General features: G+C 66.1%; 18 protein-coding genes. 10 read left to right on the forward strand and 8 right to left on the reverse strand.

Annotated features, from left to right (window positions below; translation table 11 throughout):
- Window positions 1–11: 11 nt before the first annotated feature.
- Window positions 12–2,114: a transketolase gene (gene tkt / locus CGLY_RS08550; protein ID WP_081803843.1), complete on the reverse strand. Its 2,103-nt coding sequence runs from the start codon at window positions 2,112–2,114 to the stop codon at window positions 12–14.
- A 256-nt stretch (window positions 2,115–2,370) separates the two neighbouring features.
- Here tkt and CGLY_RS08555 point away from each other — a divergent pair, with 256 nt between their 5' ends.
- A complete protein-coding gene (locus tag CGLY_RS08555; protein WP_038548562.1) occupies window positions 2,371–3,297 on the forward strand; it encodes a heme o synthase in 927 nt (308 codons plus the stop codon).
- A 225-nt stretch (window positions 3,298–3,522) separates the two neighbouring features.
- On the opposite strand, the gene CGLY_RS08560 is transcribed toward CGLY_RS08555, so the two are convergent.
- The 4 genes from CGLY_RS08560 to mptB form a co-directional block, all read right to left on the reverse strand.
- Complete coding sequence (locus CGLY_RS08560) at window positions 3,523–4,566, reverse strand: COX15/CtaA family protein (RefSeq protein ID WP_038552125.1); 1,044 nt, start codon at window positions 4,564–4,566, stop codon at window positions 3,523–3,525.
- Window positions 4,567–4,705: 139 nt separating this feature from the next.
- Entirely contained in the window at window positions 4,706–5,515 is an 810-nt protein-coding gene (locus CGLY_RS08565) for an ABC transporter permease (protein WP_081803844.1), read from the reverse strand.
- On the reverse strand, window positions 5,512–6,444 hold the full coding sequence (locus tag CGLY_RS08570; RefSeq protein ID WP_038548566.1) for an ABC transporter ATP-binding protein: 933 nt from the start codon (window positions 6,442–6,444) through the stop codon (window positions 5,512–5,514). The genes CGLY_RS08565 and CGLY_RS08570 overlap by 4 nt, the downstream gene beginning before the upstream one ends.
- A gap of 26 nt (window positions 6,445–6,470) precedes the next feature.
- A complete protein-coding gene (mptB, locus tag CGLY_RS08575; RefSeq protein WP_320406883.1) occupies window positions 6,471–8,138 on the reverse strand; it encodes a polyprenol phosphomannose-dependent alpha 1,6 mannosyltransferase MptB in 1,668 nt (555 codons plus the stop codon).
- A 190-nt stretch (window positions 8,139–8,328) separates the two neighbouring features.
- On the opposite strand from mptB, the gene CGLY_RS08580 reads away from it, so the two are divergent.
- The 7 genes from CGLY_RS08580 to CGLY_RS08610 are packed head-to-tail and all read left to right on the forward strand — an operon-like array spanning window position 8,329 to window position 14,640.
- Window positions 8,329–8,988, forward strand: a complete 660-nt coding sequence (locus CGLY_RS08580) for a helix-turn-helix transcriptional regulator (protein ID WP_081803845.1) — start codon at window positions 8,329–8,331, stop codon at window positions 8,986–8,988.
- Window position 8,989: 1 nt separating this feature from the next.
- Window positions 8,990–10,444 (forward strand): Fe-S cluster assembly protein SufB, encoded by a 1,455-nt coding sequence (gene sufB, locus CGLY_RS08585; protein WP_038548571.1) that lies wholly within the window; start codon window positions 8,990–8,992, stop codon window positions 10,442–10,444.
- A 3-nt stretch (window positions 10,445–10,447) separates the two neighbouring features.
- Window positions 10,448–11,641, forward strand: a complete 1,194-nt coding sequence (gene sufD, locus CGLY_RS08590; RefSeq protein ID WP_038548574.1) for a Fe-S cluster assembly protein SufD — start codon at window positions 10,448–10,450, stop codon at window positions 11,639–11,641.
- Between the two features lie 48 nt (window positions 11,642–11,689).
- Window positions 11,690–12,454, forward strand: a complete 765-nt coding sequence (gene sufC, locus CGLY_RS08595) for a Fe-S cluster assembly ATPase SufC (protein ID WP_038548577.1) — start codon at window positions 11,690–11,692, stop codon at window positions 12,452–12,454.
- A gap of 6 nt (window positions 12,455–12,460) precedes the next feature.
- Window positions 12,461–13,738: a cysteine desulfurase gene (locus tag CGLY_RS08600; protein ID WP_052539922.1), complete on the forward strand. Its 1,278-nt coding sequence runs from the start codon at window positions 12,461–12,463 to the stop codon at window positions 13,736–13,738.
- Window positions 13,735–14,181, forward strand: a complete 447-nt coding sequence (sufU, locus tag CGLY_RS08605; RefSeq protein WP_038548580.1) for a Fe-S cluster assembly sulfur transfer protein SufU — start codon at window positions 13,735–13,737, stop codon at window positions 14,179–14,181. Before CGLY_RS08600 ends, sufU begins: the two co-directional genes overlap by 4 nt.
- Before the next feature lie 9 nt (window positions 14,182–14,190).
- The gene (locus CGLY_RS08610) at window positions 14,191–14,640 is read left to right on the forward strand and encodes a metal-sulfur cluster assembly factor (RefSeq protein WP_052539923.1); all 450 of its coding nucleotides are present in this window, start codon (window positions 14,191–14,193) and stop codon (window positions 14,638–14,640) included.
- Window positions 14,641–14,742: 102 nt separating this feature from the next.
- Here CGLY_RS08610 and CGLY_RS08615 read toward each other — a convergent pair whose 3' ends face one another.
- Window positions 14,743–15,897 (reverse strand): lycopene cyclase family protein, encoded by a 1,155-nt coding sequence (locus tag CGLY_RS08615; protein ID WP_038548583.1) that lies wholly within the window; start codon window positions 15,895–15,897, stop codon window positions 14,743–14,745.
- A 474-nt stretch (window positions 15,898–16,371) separates the two neighbouring features.
- On the opposite strand from CGLY_RS08615, the gene CGLY_RS08620 reads away from it, so the two are divergent.
- Window positions 16,372–18,000: an ABC-F family ATP-binding cassette domain-containing protein gene (locus CGLY_RS08620; protein WP_038548586.1), complete on the forward strand. Its 1,629-nt coding sequence runs from the start codon at window positions 16,372–16,374 to the stop codon at window positions 17,998–18,000.
- Window positions 18,001–18,030: 30 nt separating this feature from the next.
- Window positions 18,031–19,413, forward strand: a complete 1,383-nt coding sequence (locus CGLY_RS08625) for an alpha-hydroxy-acid oxidizing protein (protein ID WP_038548589.1) — start codon at window positions 18,031–18,033, stop codon at window positions 19,411–19,413.
- Here the strand turns inward: CGLY_RS08625 and CGLY_RS08630 are convergent.
- Together CGLY_RS08630 and CGLY_RS08635 are read right to left on the reverse strand one after the other, a co-directional pair.
- Complete coding sequence (locus CGLY_RS08630) at window positions 19,391–20,167, reverse strand: hypothetical protein (protein WP_038552137.1); 777 nt, start codon at window positions 20,165–20,167, stop codon at window positions 19,391–19,393. The genes CGLY_RS08625 and CGLY_RS08630 overlap by 23 nt on opposite strands.
- Window positions 20,168–20,181: 14 nt before the next feature.
- A complete protein-coding gene (locus CGLY_RS08635; protein WP_038548592.1) occupies window positions 20,182–21,552 on the reverse strand; it encodes a PFL family protein in 1,371 nt (456 codons plus the stop codon).
- Window positions 21,553–21,554: the final 2 nt, after the last annotated feature.

Raw genomic sequence — 21,554 nt, forward strand, 5'->3', positions numbered from 1 at the left:
TGCGGTGCGGGTCAGAGGATCTCGCGTGCGGCGGCTGCGACCGCCTCAGCGGTGATGCCGAACTCGCGGTACAGCGTCTTGTAGTCGGCGGAGGCACCGAAGTGCTCCAGGGAGACGTTGCGTCCCGCGGTGCCGGTGTAGCCCTTCCACGGCATGGCGATACCGGCTTCGACGGACACCCGGGCGGTGACCGAGGCGGGAAGCACGGACTCGCGGTAGCCGGCGTCCTGCTGGTCGAACCATTCCATGCAGGGCACGGAGACAACGCGGGTTCCGATGCCCTCGGACTCGAGTGCCGCGGCGGCTTCCACGGCGAGCTGCACCTCGGAACCCGATCCCATGAGGATGACCTGGGGGGTGTCGGTGGAAGACTCCGCCAGGACGTAGGCACCACGTGCGACGCCCTCGGCGGCCTTCTCCTGCGTGCCATCGAGCACCGGTACACCTTGACGGGTGAGCACGAGAGCCTTCGGCGCGGCAGGGGCCTTCAGCGCGGCGGACCAGGCCTGTGCCGTCTCGTTGGCGTCCGCCGGACGGATCACCGAGAGGTTCGGGATCGCCCGCAGCGCCGCAAGATGCTCGACCGGCTGGTGGGTGGGGCCGTCCTCGCCCAGCCCGATCGAGTCGTGGGTCCAGACGTGGTAGACGTCGCTGCTCATGAGGGCGCCCAAGCGCACCGCACCGCGGGCGTAGTCCGAGAACTGCAGGAACGTCGCGCCGTAGGGACGGGTGGCGCCGTGCAGGGCGATGCCGTTGAGGATTGCGGCCATGCCGTGCTCACGGATTCCGAAGTGCAGGTTACGCCCGTAGGGGTGGGCGGACCAGGCATCGGTGGAGATGGACTCAGGCCCGACGCTCTTGTCACCCTTGATGATCGTGTTCGTGGAACCGGCGAGGTCGGCAGAACCACCCCACAACTCCGGCAGGGTCGCCCCCAGCACCTGGAGAGCAGCTTCAGAGGCCTTACGGGTCGCAAGGTTGTCGCCGGCGTTCCACGACGGGAGTTCCGCGTCGAAGCCTTCCGGCAGCTCACGGGCGGCAATGCGGTCATGCAGTGCACGGGCCTCGGGGTTCTTCTCCGTCCACGCGTCAAAGTCGCTCTGCCACGCACGGTGTGCCTCGTGGCCGCGGGCGACCAGCTCACGGGCGTGGTCGAGAACCTCCGACTCGACGGGGAAGTCCTCGTCGGCAGGGAAGCCCAGGGTCTCCTTGACAGCGGCGATCTCGTCGCCACCGAGAGCGGCACCGTGGGCGGCGCCGGTGTTCATCTTCGTCGGCGCGGGGTAACCGATCACCGAACGGACCCGGATGAAGCTCGGACGGTCGGTGTCCGCCTTCGCCTTCTCCGCGGCGGCGAGAATCGCGGTGACGTCCTCGGCGTTGACCTCGAGGGTCTGCCAGCCGTAGGCCTCGTAGCGGGCGACGACGTTCTCGCCGAAGGCGATGTCGGTGTTGTCCTCGATGGAGATGCTGTTGTCGTCCCAGAAGACGATCAGGTTGCCCAGCTGCTGGGTACCAGCGAAAGACGACGCCTCGGAGGTGACACCCTCCTGCAGGTCGCCGTCGGAGGCGATGACGTAGATGTGGTGGTCGAACGGCGACTCGCCCTCGGCGGCGTCCGGGTCAAACAGGCCCCGCTCGCGACGGGACGCGACGGCCATTCCTACCGCCGAGGCAAGACCCTGGCCCAGGGGACCTGTGGTGATCTCGACTCCGTCGGTATGACCGACCTCGGGGTGCCCCGGGGTCTTCGACCCCCAGGTGCGCAGCGCCTTGATGTCGTCCAACTCGAGCCCGAATCCGCCGAGGTACAGCTGAATGTACTGCGTCAGCGAGCTGTGACCGGCGGACAGGACGAACCGGTCGCGGCCCGGCCAGTTGTGGTCCGACGGATCATGGCGCATCACGCGCTGGTAGAGCGTGTAGGCCAGCGGGGCGAGGGACATCGCAGTACCGGGGTGACCGGAACCGCACTTCTCCACAGCGTCGGCCGCGAGGACGCGAACCGTGTCGACTGCACGGGTATCCAGCTCAGTCCAGTCATCCGGGTACTTCCGGACCGTGCGGGCTTCGAGGTCCTTGGGGAGTGTCACGCTGGGTAGCCTTCCTGTCATCTGGGGACATAAGAGGACACGGGCGCACTGACCACAGCTGGTCGCAGAACGCGGCCCGTGTAACCCGAACCAGTGTAGTGTCCCGACGTCGACCGTGTCACTGGTGGATCAGGTGGCTCCTCGGTCGCCCGCACGGAGAACAACGGTTTTCGGTCCCACGACCGGCTCAGGTAACCTGTCCGTTTGGCAGATCCGTGGGGTTCTGACGTTCCAGTACCCACGGTGACCTATGGCGTTTATGGAGGCGGACTGACCGGTGGACAAGATCAAGGCGTATATCGCGCTGACGAAACCCCGAGTCATCGAGCTGCTGCTTGTCGCCGCCATCCCGTCGATGCTCCAGGCACAGCGGGGGGAGATCAACCTCGGGCTGATCCTGCTGACACTGGTCGGCGGATGGATGGGCGCAGCTGCGGCCAACACCTTCAACATGGTCGCGGACTACGACATCGACCAGAAGATGCGCCGTACACACCGGCGCCCCCTCGCCAAGCACACCGTGAACAAGACCGAGGCGAGAATCTTCGCCTGGTCGCTGACGGTGGCCAGTGTGCTGTGGCTCGGGTTCCTCTGCAACTCGTGGCTGGCGTCCGGCTTCATCCTGCTGACGATCTGGTTCTACATCTTCGTCTACACCAAGTGGCTCAAGCGTCGTACGTGGCAGAACGTGATCTGGGGCGGCGCCGCCGGCTGTATGCCTGTCATGGTCGGGTGGGCCACCGTGACCGAGGCCAACGGCGGATCCTTCAACGCAGGGTGGATGTCCTGGGGTCAGGCGTTGCTGCTGTTCCTCATCATCTTCTTCTGGACGCCCCCGCACACCTGGGCGTTGGGCATGCGCTACCGCGAGGATTACGAAGCTGCCGGTGTGCCGATGATGCCCGTCGTCAAGCCTCCCCTCGAGGTCACACGTCAGATCCTCTGGTACACGTGGGCGACGGTGATCACCTCCCTGTTGCTGGTCCCCGCCACCGGTTGGATTTACGCCGTCGTGGCACTTCTCAGTGGCGCCTGGTTCATCCTGCGCGCCCACGGGCTGCACAACGGGGTGAAGAAGGGGGTCAAGGTCAAGCCGATGAACCTCTTCTTCCTGTCGAACAACTACCTCTCCGTCCTGTTTGTCGGCCTGTCCGTTGACGCGGTCCTCGGGCTGGAGACCGTCTCCGAGATGCTCGGCCTCTGAGGCCGACCCGCTACCGTCCGTCCGCGCTGCAGCAGCGAAACCCCCGGGTGCCGCACGTGTGCCTGACACCACCCTGGAATTGCCGTGTCAGCGGGTCGAAGCACAACGACATCTACCCCGGCCCCCGGGTCGACGTTCCAGGGTGGTTCCACCCCCATGCGACCACCCTGCAGTTACCGCCCCAGAGCGCGCTCCGCGCCCCTGAGTAAGTAAGTGGCGCCGTGATCAGCTGGACACTGCGGCGTTCTCACTGACGGCGTCTTCGATGTCGTAGTCGCGGTCAGCGGCGGCCTCCCCGCGCCGAAAGCGCATGGCCCAGAGAAGTCCAGTCGCTGCCGTGACAATGGCCGAGCCGACCACGTGCGGCGGGACGGTCCACCGGGGGACACCGAGATTGTACTGGACGACCCCGACAATGCCTTGGACGATGATCCCCGCGATCAACACCAGTGCCGCCGTCTTGATCCGCCGGTCCACGTGCACGGCCAGCAGGCCGGCCAACAGGCCGATCGTGATGCCCATGTAGAGGTACATCGCATGGGCGTGCATGTTCGCGATCTCGAAGAGGGCGATCTGCAGGCGGTCGCCTTCCTGGATCGCCTCGTCGCCGGCATGTGGGCCTGAGCTGGTGGTCATGGTGCCGGTCACCAGGGTCACGGCCAGCCCCAGCGCCGACCCCCATGTCGCCCACCGCAGCGGCTTCGGCATCGTCGCCCGACGGGGGGCGTCGTCGTCCTCACCGATCTTGACCACCATCACCGCGGCGAAGAACACGAGCACCATCGACGGCAGGAAGTGTGCCATCACGATCCACCACGCCAGATCCAGGTGCACCGTTATGCCACCGATGACTGCCTGCGCAATGATGCCGATTCCCTGCAGGAAGGCAATGTGCAGGATGGTGTTCCGCCGTGCGGCCCGCAAGACAGCGAGGAACGCCACCAGCGCGGCGATGATGAGCACGAAGGTGAGCATGCGGTTGCCGAACTCGATGGCCTGGTGGATGCCCGGTGTCGTCCCGGACTCGGGGACCAGCGACCCCGGGTGGCACTGGGGCCAGGTCGGGCACCCCAGCCCCGAGCCGGTGACCCGGACCAGGGCACCGGTGAAGGTGATCCCGCCCTGGCACACCATCAGGATGACCGCGTACAACCGCTGGCGACGCACGGTGGGCACGGGACTCTTCGCGCACAGCACCAGGATCGCGGTGTAGAGCCGGAGGAAGAACCGGTTGACGGGGTGGGTGGTGGCGGACACCCGCTCGCGCATCCGGACCAGGGTGGTGTCTCTCACCCTGGGGGCGGGGGCCGGCTTTTCGCTGGCCGTCGGGCTGTCGTCCTGGGTTTTCTGCGAGACCATCACGGTCGTCCAGTCTATCGCTCCCGGGCACGCCGTCCGTAATCAGCGATCAGTCGTCGTCCATGGTGAAGGAGAAGAACCGGACCGCCAGCACCCCGCCGACCGCGCCCCAGACGGCCAGGACGAGAAGCGCCGCGAGATTCAGTGTCCCGGACGCGGCGTCGACCAGGCCGTCGGTCAGTGCCACAGACGGCAGCGCCCGGAGGACGGCGTGCACCGGGCCGGGAATGTCCGTGTCCAGAGCAGTCAGTACGGCAGCACCCATCAGGACGAACCAGATCGTGTTGCCCAGTGCCAGGACAAGTTCCGAGCTCAGCGTCCCGCCGAGCAGCAGACCGAGCGCGGTGAACGTCGCGATGCCGACAAGGATGAACGCCAGTGCGGGCAGGGCCCCTGCCGCACTCGGCGTCCATCCGAGCACCAGAGCGACGATCGTCAGGACAACGAGCTGGACGAGCACGGCGGCCCCGACGGCCATCACCTTTCCGCTGATCAGGATCCGACGGGGGACGCCACAGGCACCGATACGTTTCAGCGCACCGTAGCGTCGGTCGAAGGCCACAGCGATGGCCTGGCCGGTGAATCCCGCACTCATCAACGCGATCCCCACCGTCATCGGGTAGACCTGCTGCACCGGGTCATCCAGCGGGACCATCGGGATCAGACTCAGCGCGATCAACAGGCCCAGCGGGATCACCAGGGACAACAGCTGCTGTTCCCCGTGGCGGAGGAACAGCAGCGTCTCGATCCTGGCCTGGGCCAGAAGCATGCGTCCGGCGGGGGCCTGGCGAGGGCGGGGGGTGAACTGGCCTGGAGCGAAACGCCCCGTAGTCTGCGTAGTCTGTCGGGACCGGTTCATGCCCGGATCTCCCTTCCGGTGATGTCGAGGAAAACACTCTCGAGACTGCGCTGATCAACGTCCAACGAAGTGACGAGGATCTCCTGGCGTGCCGCTTCCGCGGTGATCTCACTGATCAACGCCGGGGTGACCGTCGCCGAGACCGAGACCAGGGTCGGGCGGGTCACGGAGACCGTTGCGCCCAGCGGCGCGAGCCGCGCAGCCATCGCGTCGAGGTCGATCTCCCGATCCGTGGACACCGCCACCCGGGGATCGGCGCTGCTGGTGAGTTCGCTGATCGTCCCCTGCGCCACGGCACGGCCGTGGTCGATGATCACGACCTGGTCAGCCAGTGCCTCTGCCTCGTCCATCAGGTGGGTGGTGAGGACCACGGAGACCCCGTCGTTACGCAGGGCGGAGATCAGGTCCCACACCGCCAGGCGGGACTGCGCGTCCAGCCCTGCCGTCGGTTCATCGAGAAAGACAAGTTCAGGACGCCCCACCAGGGCAAGCGCCAGGGAGAGCCGCTGCTGCTGCCCACCGGACAAACGGCGGTAGTTGGCCTTTTCATGGCCACTGAGCCCCACCGTCTCCAGCAACCACGCCGGATCCAGGGGGTCTGCGGAGTAGGACGCCGCAAGACCGAGCATCTCGCCGACGCGGATCCCCGGGTAGGCTCCGCCCCCCTGGAGCATCACCCCGATACGTCCCCTCAGGCGGTCGGTGTCTTGGCTGGGATCAGTGCCGAGCACGTCGACGGTCCCTTCGTCGGGCACGAGGAAGCCCTCGCACATCTCGACGGTCGTCGTCTTACCGGCACCGTTGGGCCCCAGGAGCGCGAGCACCTCGGCCCGTCCGACCGTCAGGTCAAGACCGTTGACCGCGGTGACGTCCCCGTACCGTTTGACGACACCCCGCAAGCGGAGTGCAGATCGACTGCCCGCGTCCATCCCTGCGCTAACCACGGTCCCAGAGTCTAGCTGGTGGCCTTCCTGCGTTGGTAAAGCAGCCAGCCGATGATGATGAACACCACCGAGAACAACGCCGACATCAGGTACATCACCGACACGGTCGACGGCGGCAGGTTCAGGCCCCGGGGCAGGATGAAGTAACTGAGGATCACTGAGTACGCGACCACGGCCACCCGGAAGGTACTGCGGTTGGCCCACGCGGCCAGCGGCATGACGGCCCAAAGCACATACCAGGGGTGGACGACCGGGAAGAACACCACGAGGAAGAAGGTGGCCACGCCCAGGCCGCCGACGGGGTGGACCCGCCCCCGGAATGAGGCCCACAGCATACGCACCACCCAGAAACCACCGATCAGCAGACCGATCAACCGCGCTGTCGACAATGCCGCGTCGGTGTGGTCACCCAGCCCCAGCCACGATCCACTGTTCGCGGTGAGCAGCCCGATGTCGGTGGTCACCGACATCCAACTGATCACCTCGGTCGCACCGCCCTGGACCAGAATCCATCCGAAACCCAGACCGGACCCCAGGGACACGACGACGACCACCACGGCCGTCCCGACGGCGTACACCAGCGCCGCGACAACCAGGTCGCGAAACCGTCCGCCGAGGTAGCGGGCGAGGGCGACGCCGACGAAGCCGAGCGCCAGGAATGCGGTGACTTTCACCATTCCGGCAGCGCTGATCAGGATGACACCGGCAGAGCCCCACAGCCAGCGGCCGGATACGGAAGCGCGACCAGGATCCACGGCACGTAGACCGCATTCCACTCCGGCAAGGAGCAGTCCCATCATGATCGCCTCATTATGGACACCTGCCACCAGATGCAGGTACACCAGCGGGTTCAGGATGCCGAGCCACAGGGCCGCCTGCGGCTGCACACCGCAGCGACGCGCCAGCCGGACGAGCGCCCACGCGGCGACGAAGACCCCGGCCACCGACATCAGCCGGTGGATGATCACCCCGGCGGCAATAACGTCGCCGGTCAGTTTCGAGATGATCGCCGCCATACCGACAGCCACCGGACCGTAGGGGGCAGGGGAGTGCGACCATTCGAAAGGGACCGACCGGGCGAGGTCATTGTCCACCCCGAGCAGGTCGACCGGCCCGGCGGAGTAGGGGTCCAAACCCTGGGCTGCGATCGACCCCTGTGCGAGATAGGAGTAGATGTCCTGGGTGAACATCGGTGCGGTCACCAGCAGCGGAAGCACCCAGAGCACACCGATGCGGACCAGCGAGGCCATCGGCAGCAGGGGAGAGGACGCGTCCTTGGCGGGCACACAGTACCGCCAGAGCAGCAACCAGCCCACGATCAGCAGGCTGATCCCGACGAACACGGCGACGGTGGTGGTGTGCAGCATGCGGGAGAGGAATCCGCTCACCGGCAGCGACCACAGCGAGTTGCCGACCACCGGCAGCGCCCCTGCGCCGACACCACCGACACCGATCAGGACCGATCCTACGATCCCGGTGACGATCCCGAGGCGCAGCCGCAGCAGTTCGGCACCGGTGAAACGACGCGCGGTACCGACAGGGCTGTCGGTGTGCAGGAGGGCACTGCGCGAGCCGGCGGTACCGATGTTCGGCAGGAGGCCGAACATGCCCCCGAGGCCGCGGATCCGTCGACCTGCGCCGGCGGAGACGGTGCTGTCAGAGGGAGGTGGCTGGGTCACACCGGCATTCTACGGGCCGGGGTACGCGCGGCGGGCAGGACACCCGTCTGTTGCGAAAATACGGGGTTCGGTAGAACAGAGAAACAACAGGTCAGGCTGCCCTTATTAGACAACGGGAATGATTTACGCGACACTCGTGTTGTCTAATCATGACCCACTGTCACAACTGTCGTCGAGGAGGGAACAGCTCATGAGCGAACGGGACACCCGCCGTGAAGTTCTGGCGCAGATCCTCCGGAACGGTCCGGTCAGTGCCACCGACATCAGCGAAGCACTCGGCTTGAGTGCCGCCGGTGTCCGTCGGCACCTGGACAACATCGTCTCCGACGGACTCGCCGAGACGATCGAGGCGCCCCGCTCCGTCGGAGGACGGACCCGTGGTCGCCCTGCCAGACTGTACCGGTTGACCGACGCTGGACGAGGACGTTTCGGCCATGATTACGACACACTCGCGCTCCTGGCCCTGCGGGCCCTCCGGGAGACGGGTGGTGATGACGCGGTCGCCGACTTCGCCGACCAGCGGATGCAGGATCTGTTCGGGTCAGTCGACGACTCCGTCCCGGAGACTGTCGTAGACCGGGCGGAACGCATCGCCGAGGCACTGACCGAGCGCGGCTACGCCGCCACGGTCGACGAAGCGGCAACCGGCGTCCAGATCTGTCGTCACCACTGTCCGATCCAGGATGTCGCCCATGAGTTCCCCGAACTCTGCGCGGCGGAGCACCGGGTGGTCACCGAACTCCTCGGCCACCACACCCAACCGCTGGCGACCATCGCCGACGGCAACGGAATCTGCACGACGCATATCCCGCTGACCACAATCCACCCTTCATCCACGAAGGAGAGCTGACATGACTCAAGCTGCACAATTACCCGACAACAAGGCCCAGAACAAGCCACAGACCGATGACGAGATCATTGACTCCATCGGTGCCTACGGCTATGGCTGGCACGACTCCGACGCCGCCGGCGCCGCTGCCGAGCGCGGTCTGTCTGAGGCCGTCGTCCGGGACATCTCGGCCAAGAAGAACGAGCCCGAGTGGATGCTCGAGCGTCGTCTCAAGGCTCTGAACACCTTCGACCGTAAGCCGATGCCGACCTGGGGAGCCGATCTCGAGGGCATCGACTTCGACAACATCAAGTACTTCGTCCGCTCCACGGAGAAGCAGGCCCAGACGTGGGAAGACCTGCCGGATGACATCAAGGAGACCTACGACAGGCTCGGTATCCCCGAGGCGGAGAAGCAGCGACTGGTCGCCGGTGTCGCCGCCCAGTACGAGTCCGAGGTGGTCTACCACCAGATCCGTGAGGACCTGGAGGGCCAGGGCGTGATCTTCCTGGACACCGACACCGCGCTCAAGGAGTACCCGGAGCTGTTCAAGGAGCACTTCGGCACGGTCATCCCGGCCGGCGACAACAAGTTCTCCGCACTGAACACCGCCGTGTGGTCCGGCGGATCGTTCATCTACGTGCCCAAGGGTGTGCACGTCGACATCCCGCTGCAGGCCTACTTCCGGATCAACACCGAGAACATGGGCCAGTTCGAGCGCACGCTCATCATCGTCGACGAGGATGCCTACGTCCATTACGTCGAGGGCTGCACCGCCCCGATCTACAAGTCAGACTCGCTGCACTCCGCAGTCGTGGAGATCGTCGTGAAGAAGGGCGGCCGCTGCCGCTACACGACGATCCAGAACTGGTCGAACAACGTCTACAACCTCGTCACCAAGCGCACCCGTGCCGAGGAAGGCGCCACCATGGAGTGGGTCGACGGCAACATCGGCTCCAAGGTCACCATGAAGTACCCGGCCGTGTGGATGACCGGGCCGCACGCCAAGGGTGAGGTCCTCTCCGTCGCTTTCGCCGGCGAGAACCAGGTGCAGGACACCGGCGCGAAGATGGTGCACATGGCGCCGTACACCTCCAGCAACATCGTCTCCAAGTCCGTGGCCCGCTCCGGTGGGCGTGCCGCCTACCGCGGCCTGGTCCAGATCAACAAGGAGGCCCACCACTCCAAGGCGAACGTGGAGTGTGACGCCCTCCTGGTCGACTCGATCTCGCGGTCGGACACATACCCGTACAACGACATCCGCAACGACCACGTCACCCTCGGTCACGAGGCCACCGTCTCCCAGGTGTCCGAGGACCAGCTGTTCTACCTCATGAGCCGTGGGCTCGAGGAGGACGAGGCGATGGCAATGATCGTCCGCGGCTTCGTCGAGCCCATCGCCAAGGAGCTCCCGATGGAGTACGCCCTGGAGCTCAACCGCCTGATCGAACTGCAGATGGAAGGATCGGTGGGTTAACCGATGACCACTCCCGTAACAACTCCGGCGACCACCCCCGCCAACAGCATGCCCACCAAGGGCGACCGGTTCCAGTCCGCCGACCCGGCGGCATTCCCGGTCCCGCACGGCAAGGACGAGGACTGGCGTTTCACCCCGCTACGCCGCCTGCGCGGCCTTGAGGACACCTCGGCGGGGAAGGCAGCCCCGGCCGCCCGGCCCACCGTCACCGTGGACACCGGTGACCAGGCCGGTGTGAGCTACACCGAACTCGCCATGGACGACGAGCGCACGGGCCGCGCCGGACTGCCCGTCGACCGTCCCGCCGCTGAGGCATGGGTCAACAGCACCGTGGCCGATCACGTGCTCGTGGCGAAGAACACCGTCCTTGACGCGCCGGTCATCGTCACCCTTACCGGTTCGGGCGACGATGTGACGACCTACGGCACCACCGTTATCGAACTCGAGGCACATGCCGAGGCGATCGTCGTCCTGCGATACCAGGGCGAGGGGGTCCACTCCGACAACCTGGAGTTCGTCGTCGGCGACGGCGCCCGGCTGACCACGGTGGTGTGGGAGGACTGGGGCCGTACCGCGGTGCACCTGTCCAACTCGCATATCCTCGTCGGTCGCGACGCCACGGTGCGTCACACCGTCGCCACCTTCGGCGGCGATGTCGTGCGATCCGTCCCGCACGTCCGTTTCACCGGCCCCGGCGGGGATGCGGAACTGCTGGGTGTGTCCTTCGCCGATGCCGGACAGTACTTCGAACAGCGCCTGCTGGTCGACCACAGCATGCCGAACTGCCGCTCCAACGTGCTCTACAAGTCGGCGCTGCAGGGCGAAACCGGGCGCCACGGCTCCGAGGCCCGCACCGTATGGATCGGCGACGTGCTGATCCGTCCCGAGGCAACCGGCACGGACACCTACGAGACGAACAAGAACCTCGTGCTCACGGAGGGCGCGCGCGCCGATGCCGTGCCGAACCTGGAGATCCAGACCGGTGAGATCGTCGGTGCCGGACACGCCGCCACCGTCGGACGCTTCGACGACGAGCACATGTTCTACCTGAAGTCCCGCGGCATCTCCGACGAAGACGCCCGCCGACTGATCATCCGCGGCTTCTTCACCGATGTCATCCGCCGTGTCCCGGTCAAGAGCATCCGCGAGAACCTCGAGGACGTCGTCGAGCAGGAACTCGCCAACACCGTCCTCTGATCCAGCTGAACATTCTCCATACTCCCGGTAAGGAACAACGAACACACAATGAGCACTCTCGAGATCAAGAACCTCCACGCACAGGTGGTCCCCCAGGACGAGAACGAGGATCCCAAGCCGATCCTCCACGGCGTCAACCTCACCGTGAACTCCGGTGAGACGCACGCCATCATGGGCCCGAACGGCTCCGGCAAATCCACCCTGTCCTACGCGATCGCCGGCCACCCCCGGTACGAGATCACCGAAGGCGAGGTCCTCCTCGACGGCGAGAACCTGCTGGACATGGATGTCTCCGAGCGCGCACGCGCCGGACTCTTCCTCGCCATGCAGTACCCGGTGGAGGTCCCCGGCGTGTCCATGGCCAACTTCCTGCGTTCCGCGGCCACCGCCGTGCGCGGCGAGGCGCCGAAGCTGCGCCAGTGGGTCAAGGAGGCACGCACCGCCATGGACGAGCTGGAGATCGATCCGGCGTTCTCCGAGCGTTCCGTCAACGAGGGGTTCTCCGGCGGCGAGAAGAAGCGCCACGAGATCCTGCAGCTGTCGCTGCTGAAGCCGAAGTTCGCCATTCTCGACGAGACCGACTCCGGCCTCGACGTCGACGCCCTGCGCACCGTCTCTGAGGGCATCAACCGCTACAAGGAGCGTGAGGACGGTGGCCTGATCATGATCACCCACTACCAGCGCATCCTGAACTACGTGAAGCCCGACTTCGTCCATGTCTTCGCCAAGGGACGTGTCGTCGAGTCCGGTGGCCCCGAGCTCGCCCAGGAACTCGAGGAGCACGGCTACGAGCGATTCACCGCAAAGGCCTGATAACGAATGACCCCACTGGACACCGCCGCCATCAGGGCGGACTTCCCGATCCTGTCACGCACGGTACGGGACGGTCGTCCACTCGTGTACCTGGATTCCGGTGCGACCGCGCAACGGCCGCTCCAGGTCCTCGACGCCGAGCGGACCTTCCTCACGGAGCACAACGCCCCGGTCCACCGTGGTGCCTACGAGATCGCCGAGGAGGCGACCGACTCCTACGAGTCGGCACGCGATGCCGTTGCCCGGTTCGTCGGCGCCGCCGACGAGGAGATCGCGTTCACCAAGAATGCGACGGAGGCGCTCAACGAGGTCGCCTTCATGCTGGGCGACCCCCGCGCGGGCGACCTGGCGGTCGGCCCCGACGACGAGATCGTCATCTCGGAGATCGAGCACCACGCTAACCTGGTGCCGTGGCAGGAACTCGCGCAACGCACGGGTGCCACCCTGCGGTGGTACTCGGCCACCCCGGACGGGCGCATCGACCTCGACAGTCTCGAGCTTTCGGAGCGCACCAAGGTCGTCGCACTGAGCCACCAGTCCAACGTGACCGGAGCCCAGCTCGACGTCACGGAGGCCGTACGACGTGCCCGCGCCGTCGGCGCTCTCTTCGTCCTGGACGCGTGCCAGTCGGTGCCGCACATGGCGGTGGACTTCCACGCCCTGGACGTCGACTTCGCCGCATTCTCCGGGCACAAGATGCTCGGCCCCAACGGCGTCGGCGTGCTCTACGGCAAGTCACACCTGCTGGAGAGCCTGCCGCCGTTCCTCACCGGTGGCTCCATGATCGAGATCGTCACCATGGAGAAGACGACGTACGCGGCGCCGCCGCAGCGTTTCGAGGCCGGCACCCAGATGACCTCACAGGTCGTCGGTCTGGGTGCGGCCGTCGAGTACCTCCAGAAGATCGGCATGGACAACGTTGCCGCGCATGAGCACGGCCTCACCGGTTATGCCCTCGAGCGTCTGTCCGCGGTGGACGGACTGCGGATCATCGGACCGACCGAGAACGTGGACCGGGGTTCGGCGGTCAGTTTCGTCGTCGACGGAATCCACCCGCACGACCTCGGTCAGGTCCTCGACGACAACGGCGTGTGCATCCGTGTCGGCCACCACTGTGCCTGGCCGGCGCACCGGGCGCTCGGTGTCCAGGCGACGGCCCGCGCCAGCTTCTACCTGTACAACACCGAAGACGAGGTCGATGCACTGGTCGACGCCATCCGCGCCGCCCAACGGTTCTTCGGTACCGTCGCCGAGGAGGACCAGAACGTGAGGCAGCCCCAGTGAAACTTGAGCAGATGTACCAGGAGGTCATCCTGGACCACTACAAGCATCCACAGTATGCGGGGCTCAGGACGCCGTTCAATGCCGAAGTCCACCACGTCAACACCTCCTGCGGCGACGAGGTCACCCTCCGTGTCACCCTGTCAGAGGACCTGGGTACGGTCACCGACATCTCCTATGACGCCACAGGATGCTCGATCAGTCAGGCGGCGACATCGGTGATGGCTGAGGAGCTCACCGGGCTGAGCGTGCCCGAGGCCATGGCGAAGCTGGCGGAGTTCGAGAAAATGGTGACCTCCCGCGGCACCGTCGAGGGTGACGAAGACATTATCGGCGACGGTGTGGCCTTCGCCGGCGTGTCAAAATACCCTGCCCGAGTGAAATGCGCGCTGTTGGGCTGGAAGGCCTTCGAGGCCGCCACGAGCGAGTCAACCAACAAGAAGTAAGGATCCACCATGACTGACGACACCACTACCGACACGGCCACCGGCACCGCCGCTGAGCCGTCGTCCCCGCAGATGGACCCCAATCCACTGGACGCTGTCCCGGAGCCCCCGAAGGAGATCTCACAGGAGGATGTGATGCTCTCCGACCAGATCGAGGAGGCGATGCTCGACGTCATCGACCCTGAGCTGGGGATCAACGTCGTGGACCTCGGCCTCGTGTACCAGGTCTGGGTGGAGCGCACCGACAAGGGCACCGAGGCGGTCATCAACATGACGTTGACCTCGCCGGCGTGTCCGTTGACCGACATGCTGGAGGACCAGGCCACGACCGCCGTGGTGGACGGGATCGAACAGGTCTCGGCCTTGCGGATCAACTGGGTCTGGTCCCCGCCGTGGGGCCCGCACATGATCAACGCCGACGGGCGCGAGCAGCTGCGTTATCTCGGCTTCAGCGTGTAGCGGAGCACCGAGACACGTCCGACACGTCCCCACCCCGGAAATAACCACCATGTGGGGTCCGCCTACAGGCCTGTAGGCGGACCCCACATGGTGGTTTTCTCGTCAGGAAGCAGAGCGCCCGACAGCCATGCCCCACAGCACCCGGGGCACCGGGCGAAGGAACGGCAGGACCCGCCGGGGAAACCGGGCCAGCGACAGCATCGTCACGGCCACGCGTCCACCGTGTTGCCCGGCCAGGTAGAAGGTCTGCCGTCGCGGAGGCAGGTCGAAAAAGGCATCGAAGAACTGCTGGAGCGTCGCCCCGTCGGACATAGTGACCAGTTCCGCACCGAACAGTCGGAGACGGTAGGCCAGTGCAGCCGAGAACCGTTCCTGCCAGGGGAGTGAACCACGGTCGAGAAGGTGGAGCATCCGGTCGACGGTCGCCGCTGATTCGGCGACGGAGTAGCCGGTCGCCGGGTGGGTCATCCCACCCGCTGCTCCGAAGACCGCAACGCCGTCGCGGAGTCCCGTGTACCACCCGCGTGCGCGGCGTGCGACAGGGAAGTGGACCGTCTCGGTGGTGATGACATGCGACGGTCCCGACACCGGAACAGTTCCGGGGACGCGGGCGGCGAGCCGTTGCTTCAGTAGGTCGATCATCGGGCGCGTTCGCTGCCTGGTCACCAGGACCGTCTCCTCATACAGCGTCCCGCCCTCGACAGGTTGTACATAGAGGAAACTGGGGGGCTCTGCAGAGTCTTCGTCCGGGCAGGCGGGACGCCAGTCCATGAACACAGCGGGGGAGTGCAGGCCAGCCGGTGATTCCAGGACAACGCCGTACGCGATCTGACGGATGTCCCCGGGACGGTCGACGACGCCCCGGCAGTCCACGACAACCTCGACACCGAGCGCTTCCGGACTGAGGTCAGTAATCCTGCGGCGGTGCAGTCGCAGCCGGTTCCCGGCGGCAGTCAGTCGCCCCCGGGTGGCGTCCCGGTCAATTATTCCGTACGGCCGGCCGCTCAAGGCACGACGCCGGGGCGTGTTCACGTCAAGGGACGAAGAGACAGCAGAGAAGGCGAGCACGGAGCGCGTCCACGGGGGGAGGCCGTCCAGGAAAACCCCATAGGTGTTGGTCCACCGGGGAAGCAGGAGGCCACCCGCAGGGGTCACCTCGCACCGGGGGTCGTAACCGTCCACCGTCCAGCCGATCGCCGCGGCGCGGTGGGCAAGAAGCGCTCCGGCCGGGCCGAGGCCGATGACGGCGATGTGCATGCGAGTGGCCTCCTGGATTGATCGGTCACCAGAGTTCGGTCCCAGAGTACGGGCGGGTCACTGACGCCAGACCCGGCGGCACCCCCGCACCCGCAGCTTTTCTATAGGCTTACTTAGCATCAGCAAAAGGTATGCTCATAGGCGCGAACGTACCACAGCGGAGCGACGCCACATCAGCCCCGGCTCCGGGGCTTTACCCCCGAGCTTAACGCAGAGGGTAAGTATCGTTCACGAAACACTATCCAAATCAGCCTGGAAAGTTTATATTGATATCTGTCCGACAGGCCCCGGCCGGAAGGACCAGATGTCCGGAGGCTCAGGGGGGCCTGTTGTTCCGGAACTCAGCGGAAGTGGTGGGTGGGTCGCCCGCGAACCTCGACCAGAGGATCGACGCGGCTCTCTCCCTAGGGGGGAGAAGGAGAGCGCGGCGCCCACCTCCACGACTGCCGGGCGTCGGTGATACGATGGACCGTTGTGATTGTTACTCAGGACCTCGAGGTGCGGGTGGGGGCTCGCACCCTCCTCAACGCGCCCGGCCAGCAGCTCCGCGTCCAACCGGGCGACCGTATCGGCCTCGTCGGCCGTAACGGCGCCGGGAAGACGACCTCTATGCGCATCCTCGCCGGCGAGGGCGAGCCCTACGGCGGCACCGTGACGCGTGCCGGTGAGATCGGCTACCTCCCGCAGGACTCCAAGGAGGGTGATATCGAACAGACCGCCCGTGACCGTGTGCTCTCCGCCCGCGGCCTGGACCAGTTGCGGTCCTCCATGGATCGTCAACAGGAGCTCATGGAGTCCGGCACCGACTCGCAGCGTGACGCCGCCATCATCAAGTACAGCCGCCTCGAGGAGCGCTACGCCTCTCTCGGCGGCTATGAGGCAGACTCCGAAGCAGCCAGGATCTGTGACGGTCTCGGCCTGCCCCAGCGCATCCTCGATCAGCAACTCAAAACTCTCTCAGGTGGCCAGCGTCGTCGTGTGGAGCTCGCGCAGATCCTCTTCGCCGCGACGTCGGGGTCGGGACGGTCGGCGACGACGCTCCTGCTTGATGAGCCCACCAACCACCTTGACGCGGATTCGATCTCCTGGCTCCGGGACTTCCTCCAGCGCCACGAAGGTGGCCTGGTCATGATCTCCCACGACGTCGAACTCCTCGAGGCCGTCGTCAACAAGGTCTGGTTCCTCGACGCCGTGCGCGGTGAGGCCGATGTCTACAACATGACCTGGAAGAAGTACCTGGACGCCCGGGCCACCGACGAGGCTCGTCGCCGCCGCGAAAAAGCCAATGCGGAGAAGAAGGCCGGAGCGCTGCGTCAGCAGGCCGCGAAGCTCGGCGCGAAGGCCACCAAGGCGGCCGCCGCGAAGCAGATGATCGCCCGCGCGGACCGCATGATCGATGATCTCGACGAGGTCCGCCAGGACGACAAGTACGCCAACATCTCCTTCCCTGAGCCCGCTCCCTGCGGGAAGACACCGATGAACGCGACGGGTCTGACGAAGATGTACGGCTCACTGGAGGTGTTCGCCGGCGTCGACCTTGCGGTGGACCGCGGTTCGCGTGTGGTTGTCCTGGGCTTCAATGGTGCCGGTAAGACGACCCTGCTGAAACTCCTCGCCGGTGTGGAGCGAACCGACGGAGAAGGCGGCATCGTCAGCGGATACGGTCTCAAGGTGGGCTACTTCGCCCAGGAGCACGACACGATCGACCCGGCTGCCAGCGTCTGGGACAACGCTATCCAGGCCTGTCCTGAAGCTGGTGAGCAGGATCTCCGTGGCCTTCTCGGCGCATTCATGTTCTCCGGAGAGCAGCTCAACCAGCCGGCGGGGACGCTCTCCGGCGGCGAGAAGACCCGACTCGCCCTGGCGACGCTGGTGAGTTCGCGGGCGAATGTCCTGCTGCTGGACGAGCCGACCAACAACCTCGACCCGCAATCGCGCGAACAGGTGCTCAACGCACTGCGTACCTACACCGGCGCGGTCATCCTCGTCACGCACGACCCGGGGGCGGTGAAGGCGCTCGAGCCGGAACGCGTGATCGTGTTGCCGGACGGCGACGAGGACCTGTGGTCGGACGCTTACATGGATATCGTGGAACTCGCCTGACCGGGCTTTCCCGGACGATACTGTCGGGGGATGGAAACAAACGGCACTCCCGACACCGCCCCACCCTCCCGACCCGGGCCCGGACGTGCCCGGCAGGACGCTATCTACCGCTCCGGCGTGTCCGGCATCCGTCCACGAGTGCCTACCGACGCCGCAGGTCTGGAGCGGGCGGCACGCCGGGCACTGTCCAGGAAAGCGTGGGCCTACATCAACGGCAGCGCCGGGGAGGGTCGGACGTACGACAATAACCGGAGCGCTTTCGACAGCTACCGCATCCTTCCCCGTATGGCACATGGCGTCAAGGATCGAAGCTTGTCGACGACAGTGTTAGGGCAGGAGCTGTCGTCACCACTCCTCCTCGCCCCCGTCGGCGCCGGCGCACTCGTCCATCCGGACAGCGATCTGATGATCGCCCGCGCCGCCGGACGTGCTGACGTACCGTACGTGGTGAGCAACCAGGGTAGCTCTCCGTTGGAGGACATCGCCGCGGCATGCCGGAATGCGCGCAACCCCGATAAGTCAAGGGAATATGCTGGACACTGGTTCCAGTTGTACTGGTCGACAGATGAACAGTTGGTCGACAACCTCATCGCACGCGCCGAGGACAGCGGTGCGGGAGCACTCGTGGTCACGCTCGACACCACCGTGTTGGGCTGGCGACCGCAGGACCTGAACCTGGGCTCTCTGCCGTTCTCCCGGGGACAAGGCATCGCCCAGTACACGTCTGACAACCGCTTCCTCCGGATCGTCCGACAGCGTCTCCGTGATCACGTCTCCGGTGGCACCGGCGGAGTCCGCGTCACGCCGGCGGCGGTGGCGTCCCTGCTCTCCATCGCCCGCCACCATCCGGGCCCCACGCTGCGCAATCTTCTGGCTCCGGAGCCACGGGCGTCCGTGGAGACGTTCCTGGACATCTACTCGAACCCCGGCCTGGACTGGGACCTGCTGGCCACACTGACGCAGCGCACGTCGCTGCCCGTCGTGTTCAAGGGAATCCTGCATCCCGACGATGCGGAGCGCGCCTTCGAGGTCGGCGCGGACGCGATCATCGTGTCCAACCACGGGGGACGTCAGGTGGACGGTGCCGTAGCGTCGCTCGATGCCCTGGTCGAGATCAGGGAACGCATCGGTGAGGGGCCGACCGTCCTGCTCGACTCCGGCATCCGGACCGGGAGGGACGTCGCTGTCGCAGTGGCCCTCGGTGCGGATGCCGTCCTGCTGGGGAGGCCCCACATGTACGGGCTCGCCGTGGCGGGCGAGCAGGGCGTCCGGGAGGTCGTGGAGAATGTTCTGGCGGACCTGGACTTGACCATGGCACTGGTCGGGGCCCCGGACATCGCCGGACTCCGGCAGATGGAGCTGCGGCGCTCAGCCCCGGGCCCGTCCCGCGTCAGCGCACGCCGGCAGCTCTGAGGGCGGCACCGATCTGCGTCAACGACAGGTTCGTGGTGACGGTCGCAGAACCTGCCATGGTCTCCTTCGAGCCTGCCACGTACCGCACGACAGTCCACCCGTTGGTGTACTCGGGTTCGAATGCATCCACCGGATTGGGGGCACTGACCAGGTCATGCGGGATGCCGTCACGGTTGGCCAACGCCTGAAAAGGATCCGTGACCACGGTGAACGTCGGGGTCCCGTCAGTAGGGTGCACCTCGGCCACGGCCCGGAACCAGTACCTGTTGTCCTGGTTGGCGCCCTGGCTGTTGGCCCTGCCATGCGTCACCCGGCGGTCGACCCACACCGCCCCCACGCGGGCTGGTGCGAAGCGCAGCCAGCCGTTCTGCCACGCCGTCGCGAGCGCGACAAGCCGCTTCCTGCGACTCCGGGCAGACACCACCGTGAACACGAGTATTCCGGCCCCCAACACCAGCAGAACGCTCCCCACGCCAGTACCGGACACCGAACCCGCACCGAGAAGCAGCAGTCCGACCACAGCGACAGCGCAGGCGGACACAACGAGCACGAGTTGAGCGGTTGCCAGTCCGAAGAGCCGGGCACCGGCGACGGGCATCGTCCCGGTGTCCCGGAGCGCCTCTGTCACCGCAACGTCGTCCGGCGGCAGGGGACAGGGCGTGTTGAATCGCCCCGCCGCATACTCCGTCGAGATCAGATCACCCGGGTCAGCAATAACGGTGGCACTTCGGGCGTGGGTGAATATCCGTGGCACGTCCACCCCCTCCCTCAGTTACGGAAACCGTGGACCGGGGCGGGAATGTATCCGCCGCGTGCAATGAACTCCGCGCTGCTGACGGTACTGACCGGCATGACCGGGGCGTGACCGAGCAGCCCGCCGAAGTCGACGTCGTCACCGGGGACAGTACCGGCCGCTGGAACCACCCGCACGGCGGTGGTCTTGTGATTCATCACGCCGATGGCCGCCTCGTCGGCGATCATGCCTGCGATGGAGGAGGCAGGTGTGTCTCCGGGAATCGCGATCATGTCCAGGCCGACCGAACAAATCGCAGTCATCGCCTCGAGTTTCTCGATGGTCAGGTTTCCCGCACGGACAGCGTCGATCATTCCGGCGTCCTCCGACACCGGGATGAACGAGCCGGAGAGGCCGCCGACACGTGAGCAGGCCATCATGCCACCCTTCTTCACCGCGTCGTTGAGCAGTGCCAGGGCAGCGGTGGTGCCGTGTCCGCCGACCTGCTCGAGCCCCATGTGCTCCAGAATGTGGGCGACCGAATCACCGATGTCAGCGGTCGGGGCGAGGGACAGATCCACGATCCCGAAGGGGACGCCGAGTCGGTCGGCGGCCATCGTCCCGACGAGCTGGCCGGTGCGGGTCACCTTGAACGCCGCCTTCTTGATCTCCTCGGCGATCTCGTTGAGCGAGGCCTCCGGCCCCAGGGCGGCAACGGCACGGTCGACGACCCCCGGGCCGGAGACACCGACGCTGATCACACAGTCGGGTTCTTCGATCCCATGGAACGCACCGGCCATGAACGGGTTGTCCCCGACAGAGTTGGCGAAAACCACCAGTTTCGCGCAGGCGATGGAACTACGGTCCGAGGTCGCCTCGGCGCAGTCCTTGACGACCTGCCCCATCTCACGCACGGCGTTCATGTTGATGCCGGCACGCGAGGACGCGATGTTGACCGAAGAACAGACCACGTCGGTCTCGCTGAGTGCCTCCGGAATCGACCGGATCAGGCGCTTGTCACCGGCGGAGCCGCCCTTCTCCACCAGCGCAGAGTATCCACCGATGAAGTTCACGCCGACGGCCACGGCCGCGCGATCGAGAGCACGGGCGAGGTCAACGGGGTCGCACCCCGGTACCGCCGACGACACCAGCGCCACCGGGGTGACGGCGATCCGCTTGTTGACGATCGGGACGCCGAGTTCCTCCTCGATGCCGCTGCAGACGGGCACGAGCTGTTCGGCGCGGGCGGTCACCAGGTCGTAGACGGCCTCACAGGTGGCTTCCGGGGTGGCACGGACGGCCGGAAGAAGGTTGATCCCCATCGTTACCGTACGTATGTCCAGACGGTAGCGCTGGATCATCTCGATGGTTTCGAGGATGGAGGACGAAGGCAGGAATGCAGTCATTG

The sequence above is a fragment of the Corynebacterium glyciniphilum AJ 3170 genome (assembly GCF_000626675.1).
In the GTDB taxonomy this organism is placed as follows: domain Bacteria; phylum Actinomycetota; class Actinomycetes; order Mycobacteriales; family Mycobacteriaceae; genus Corynebacterium; species Corynebacterium glyciniphilum.

Excerpts from the sequence above, each read along its gene's own strand:
- tkt (WP_081803843.1), bottom strand. The coding sequence starts at position 2,114 with ATGACAGGAAGGCTACCCAGCGTGACACTCCCCAAGGACCTCGAAGCC.
- CGLY_RS08560 (WP_038552125.1), bottom strand. The coding sequence starts at position 4,566 with ATGCGCGAGCGGGTGTCCGCCACCACCCACCCCGTCAACCGGTTCTTC.
- CGLY_RS08565 (WP_081803844.1), bottom strand. The coding sequence starts at position 5,515 with ATGAACCGGTCCCGACAGACTACGCAGACTACGGGGCGTTTCGCTCCA.
- CGLY_RS08570 (WP_038548566.1), bottom strand. The coding sequence starts at position 6,444 with ATGGACGCGGGCAGTCGATCTGCACTCCGCTTGCGGGGTGTCGTCAAA.
- CGLY_RS08580 (WP_081803845.1), top strand. The coding sequence starts at position 8,329 with ATGAGCGAACGGGACACCCGCCGTGAAGTTCTGGCGCAGATCCTCCGG.
- sufB (WP_038548571.1), top strand. The coding sequence starts at position 8,990 with ATGACTCAAGCTGCACAATTACCCGACAACAAGGCCCAGAACAAGCCA.
- sufD (WP_038548574.1), top strand. The coding sequence starts at position 10,448 with ATGACCACTCCCGTAACAACTCCGGCGACCACCCCCGCCAACAGCATG.
- sufC (WP_038548577.1), top strand. The coding sequence starts at position 11,690 with ATGAGCACTCTCGAGATCAAGAACCTCCACGCACAGGTGGTCCCCCAG.
- CGLY_RS08600 (WP_052539922.1), top strand. The coding sequence starts at position 12,461 with ATGACCCCACTGGACACCGCCGCCATCAGGGCGGACTTCCCGATCCTG.
- CGLY_RS08610 (WP_052539923.1), top strand. The coding sequence starts at position 14,191 with ATGACTGACGACACCACTACCGACACGGCCACCGGCACCGCCGCTGAG.
- CGLY_RS08615 (WP_038548583.1), bottom strand. The coding sequence starts at position 15,897 with ATGCACATCGCCGTCATCGGCCTCGGCCCGGCCGGAGCGCTTCTTGCC.
- CGLY_RS08625 (WP_038548589.1), top strand. The coding sequence starts at position 18,031 with ATGGAAACAAACGGCACTCCCGACACCGCCCCACCCTCCCGACCCGGG.
- CGLY_RS08635 (WP_038548592.1), bottom strand. The coding sequence starts at position 21,552 with ATGACTGCATTCCTGCCTTCGTCCTCCATCCTCGAAACCATCGAGATG.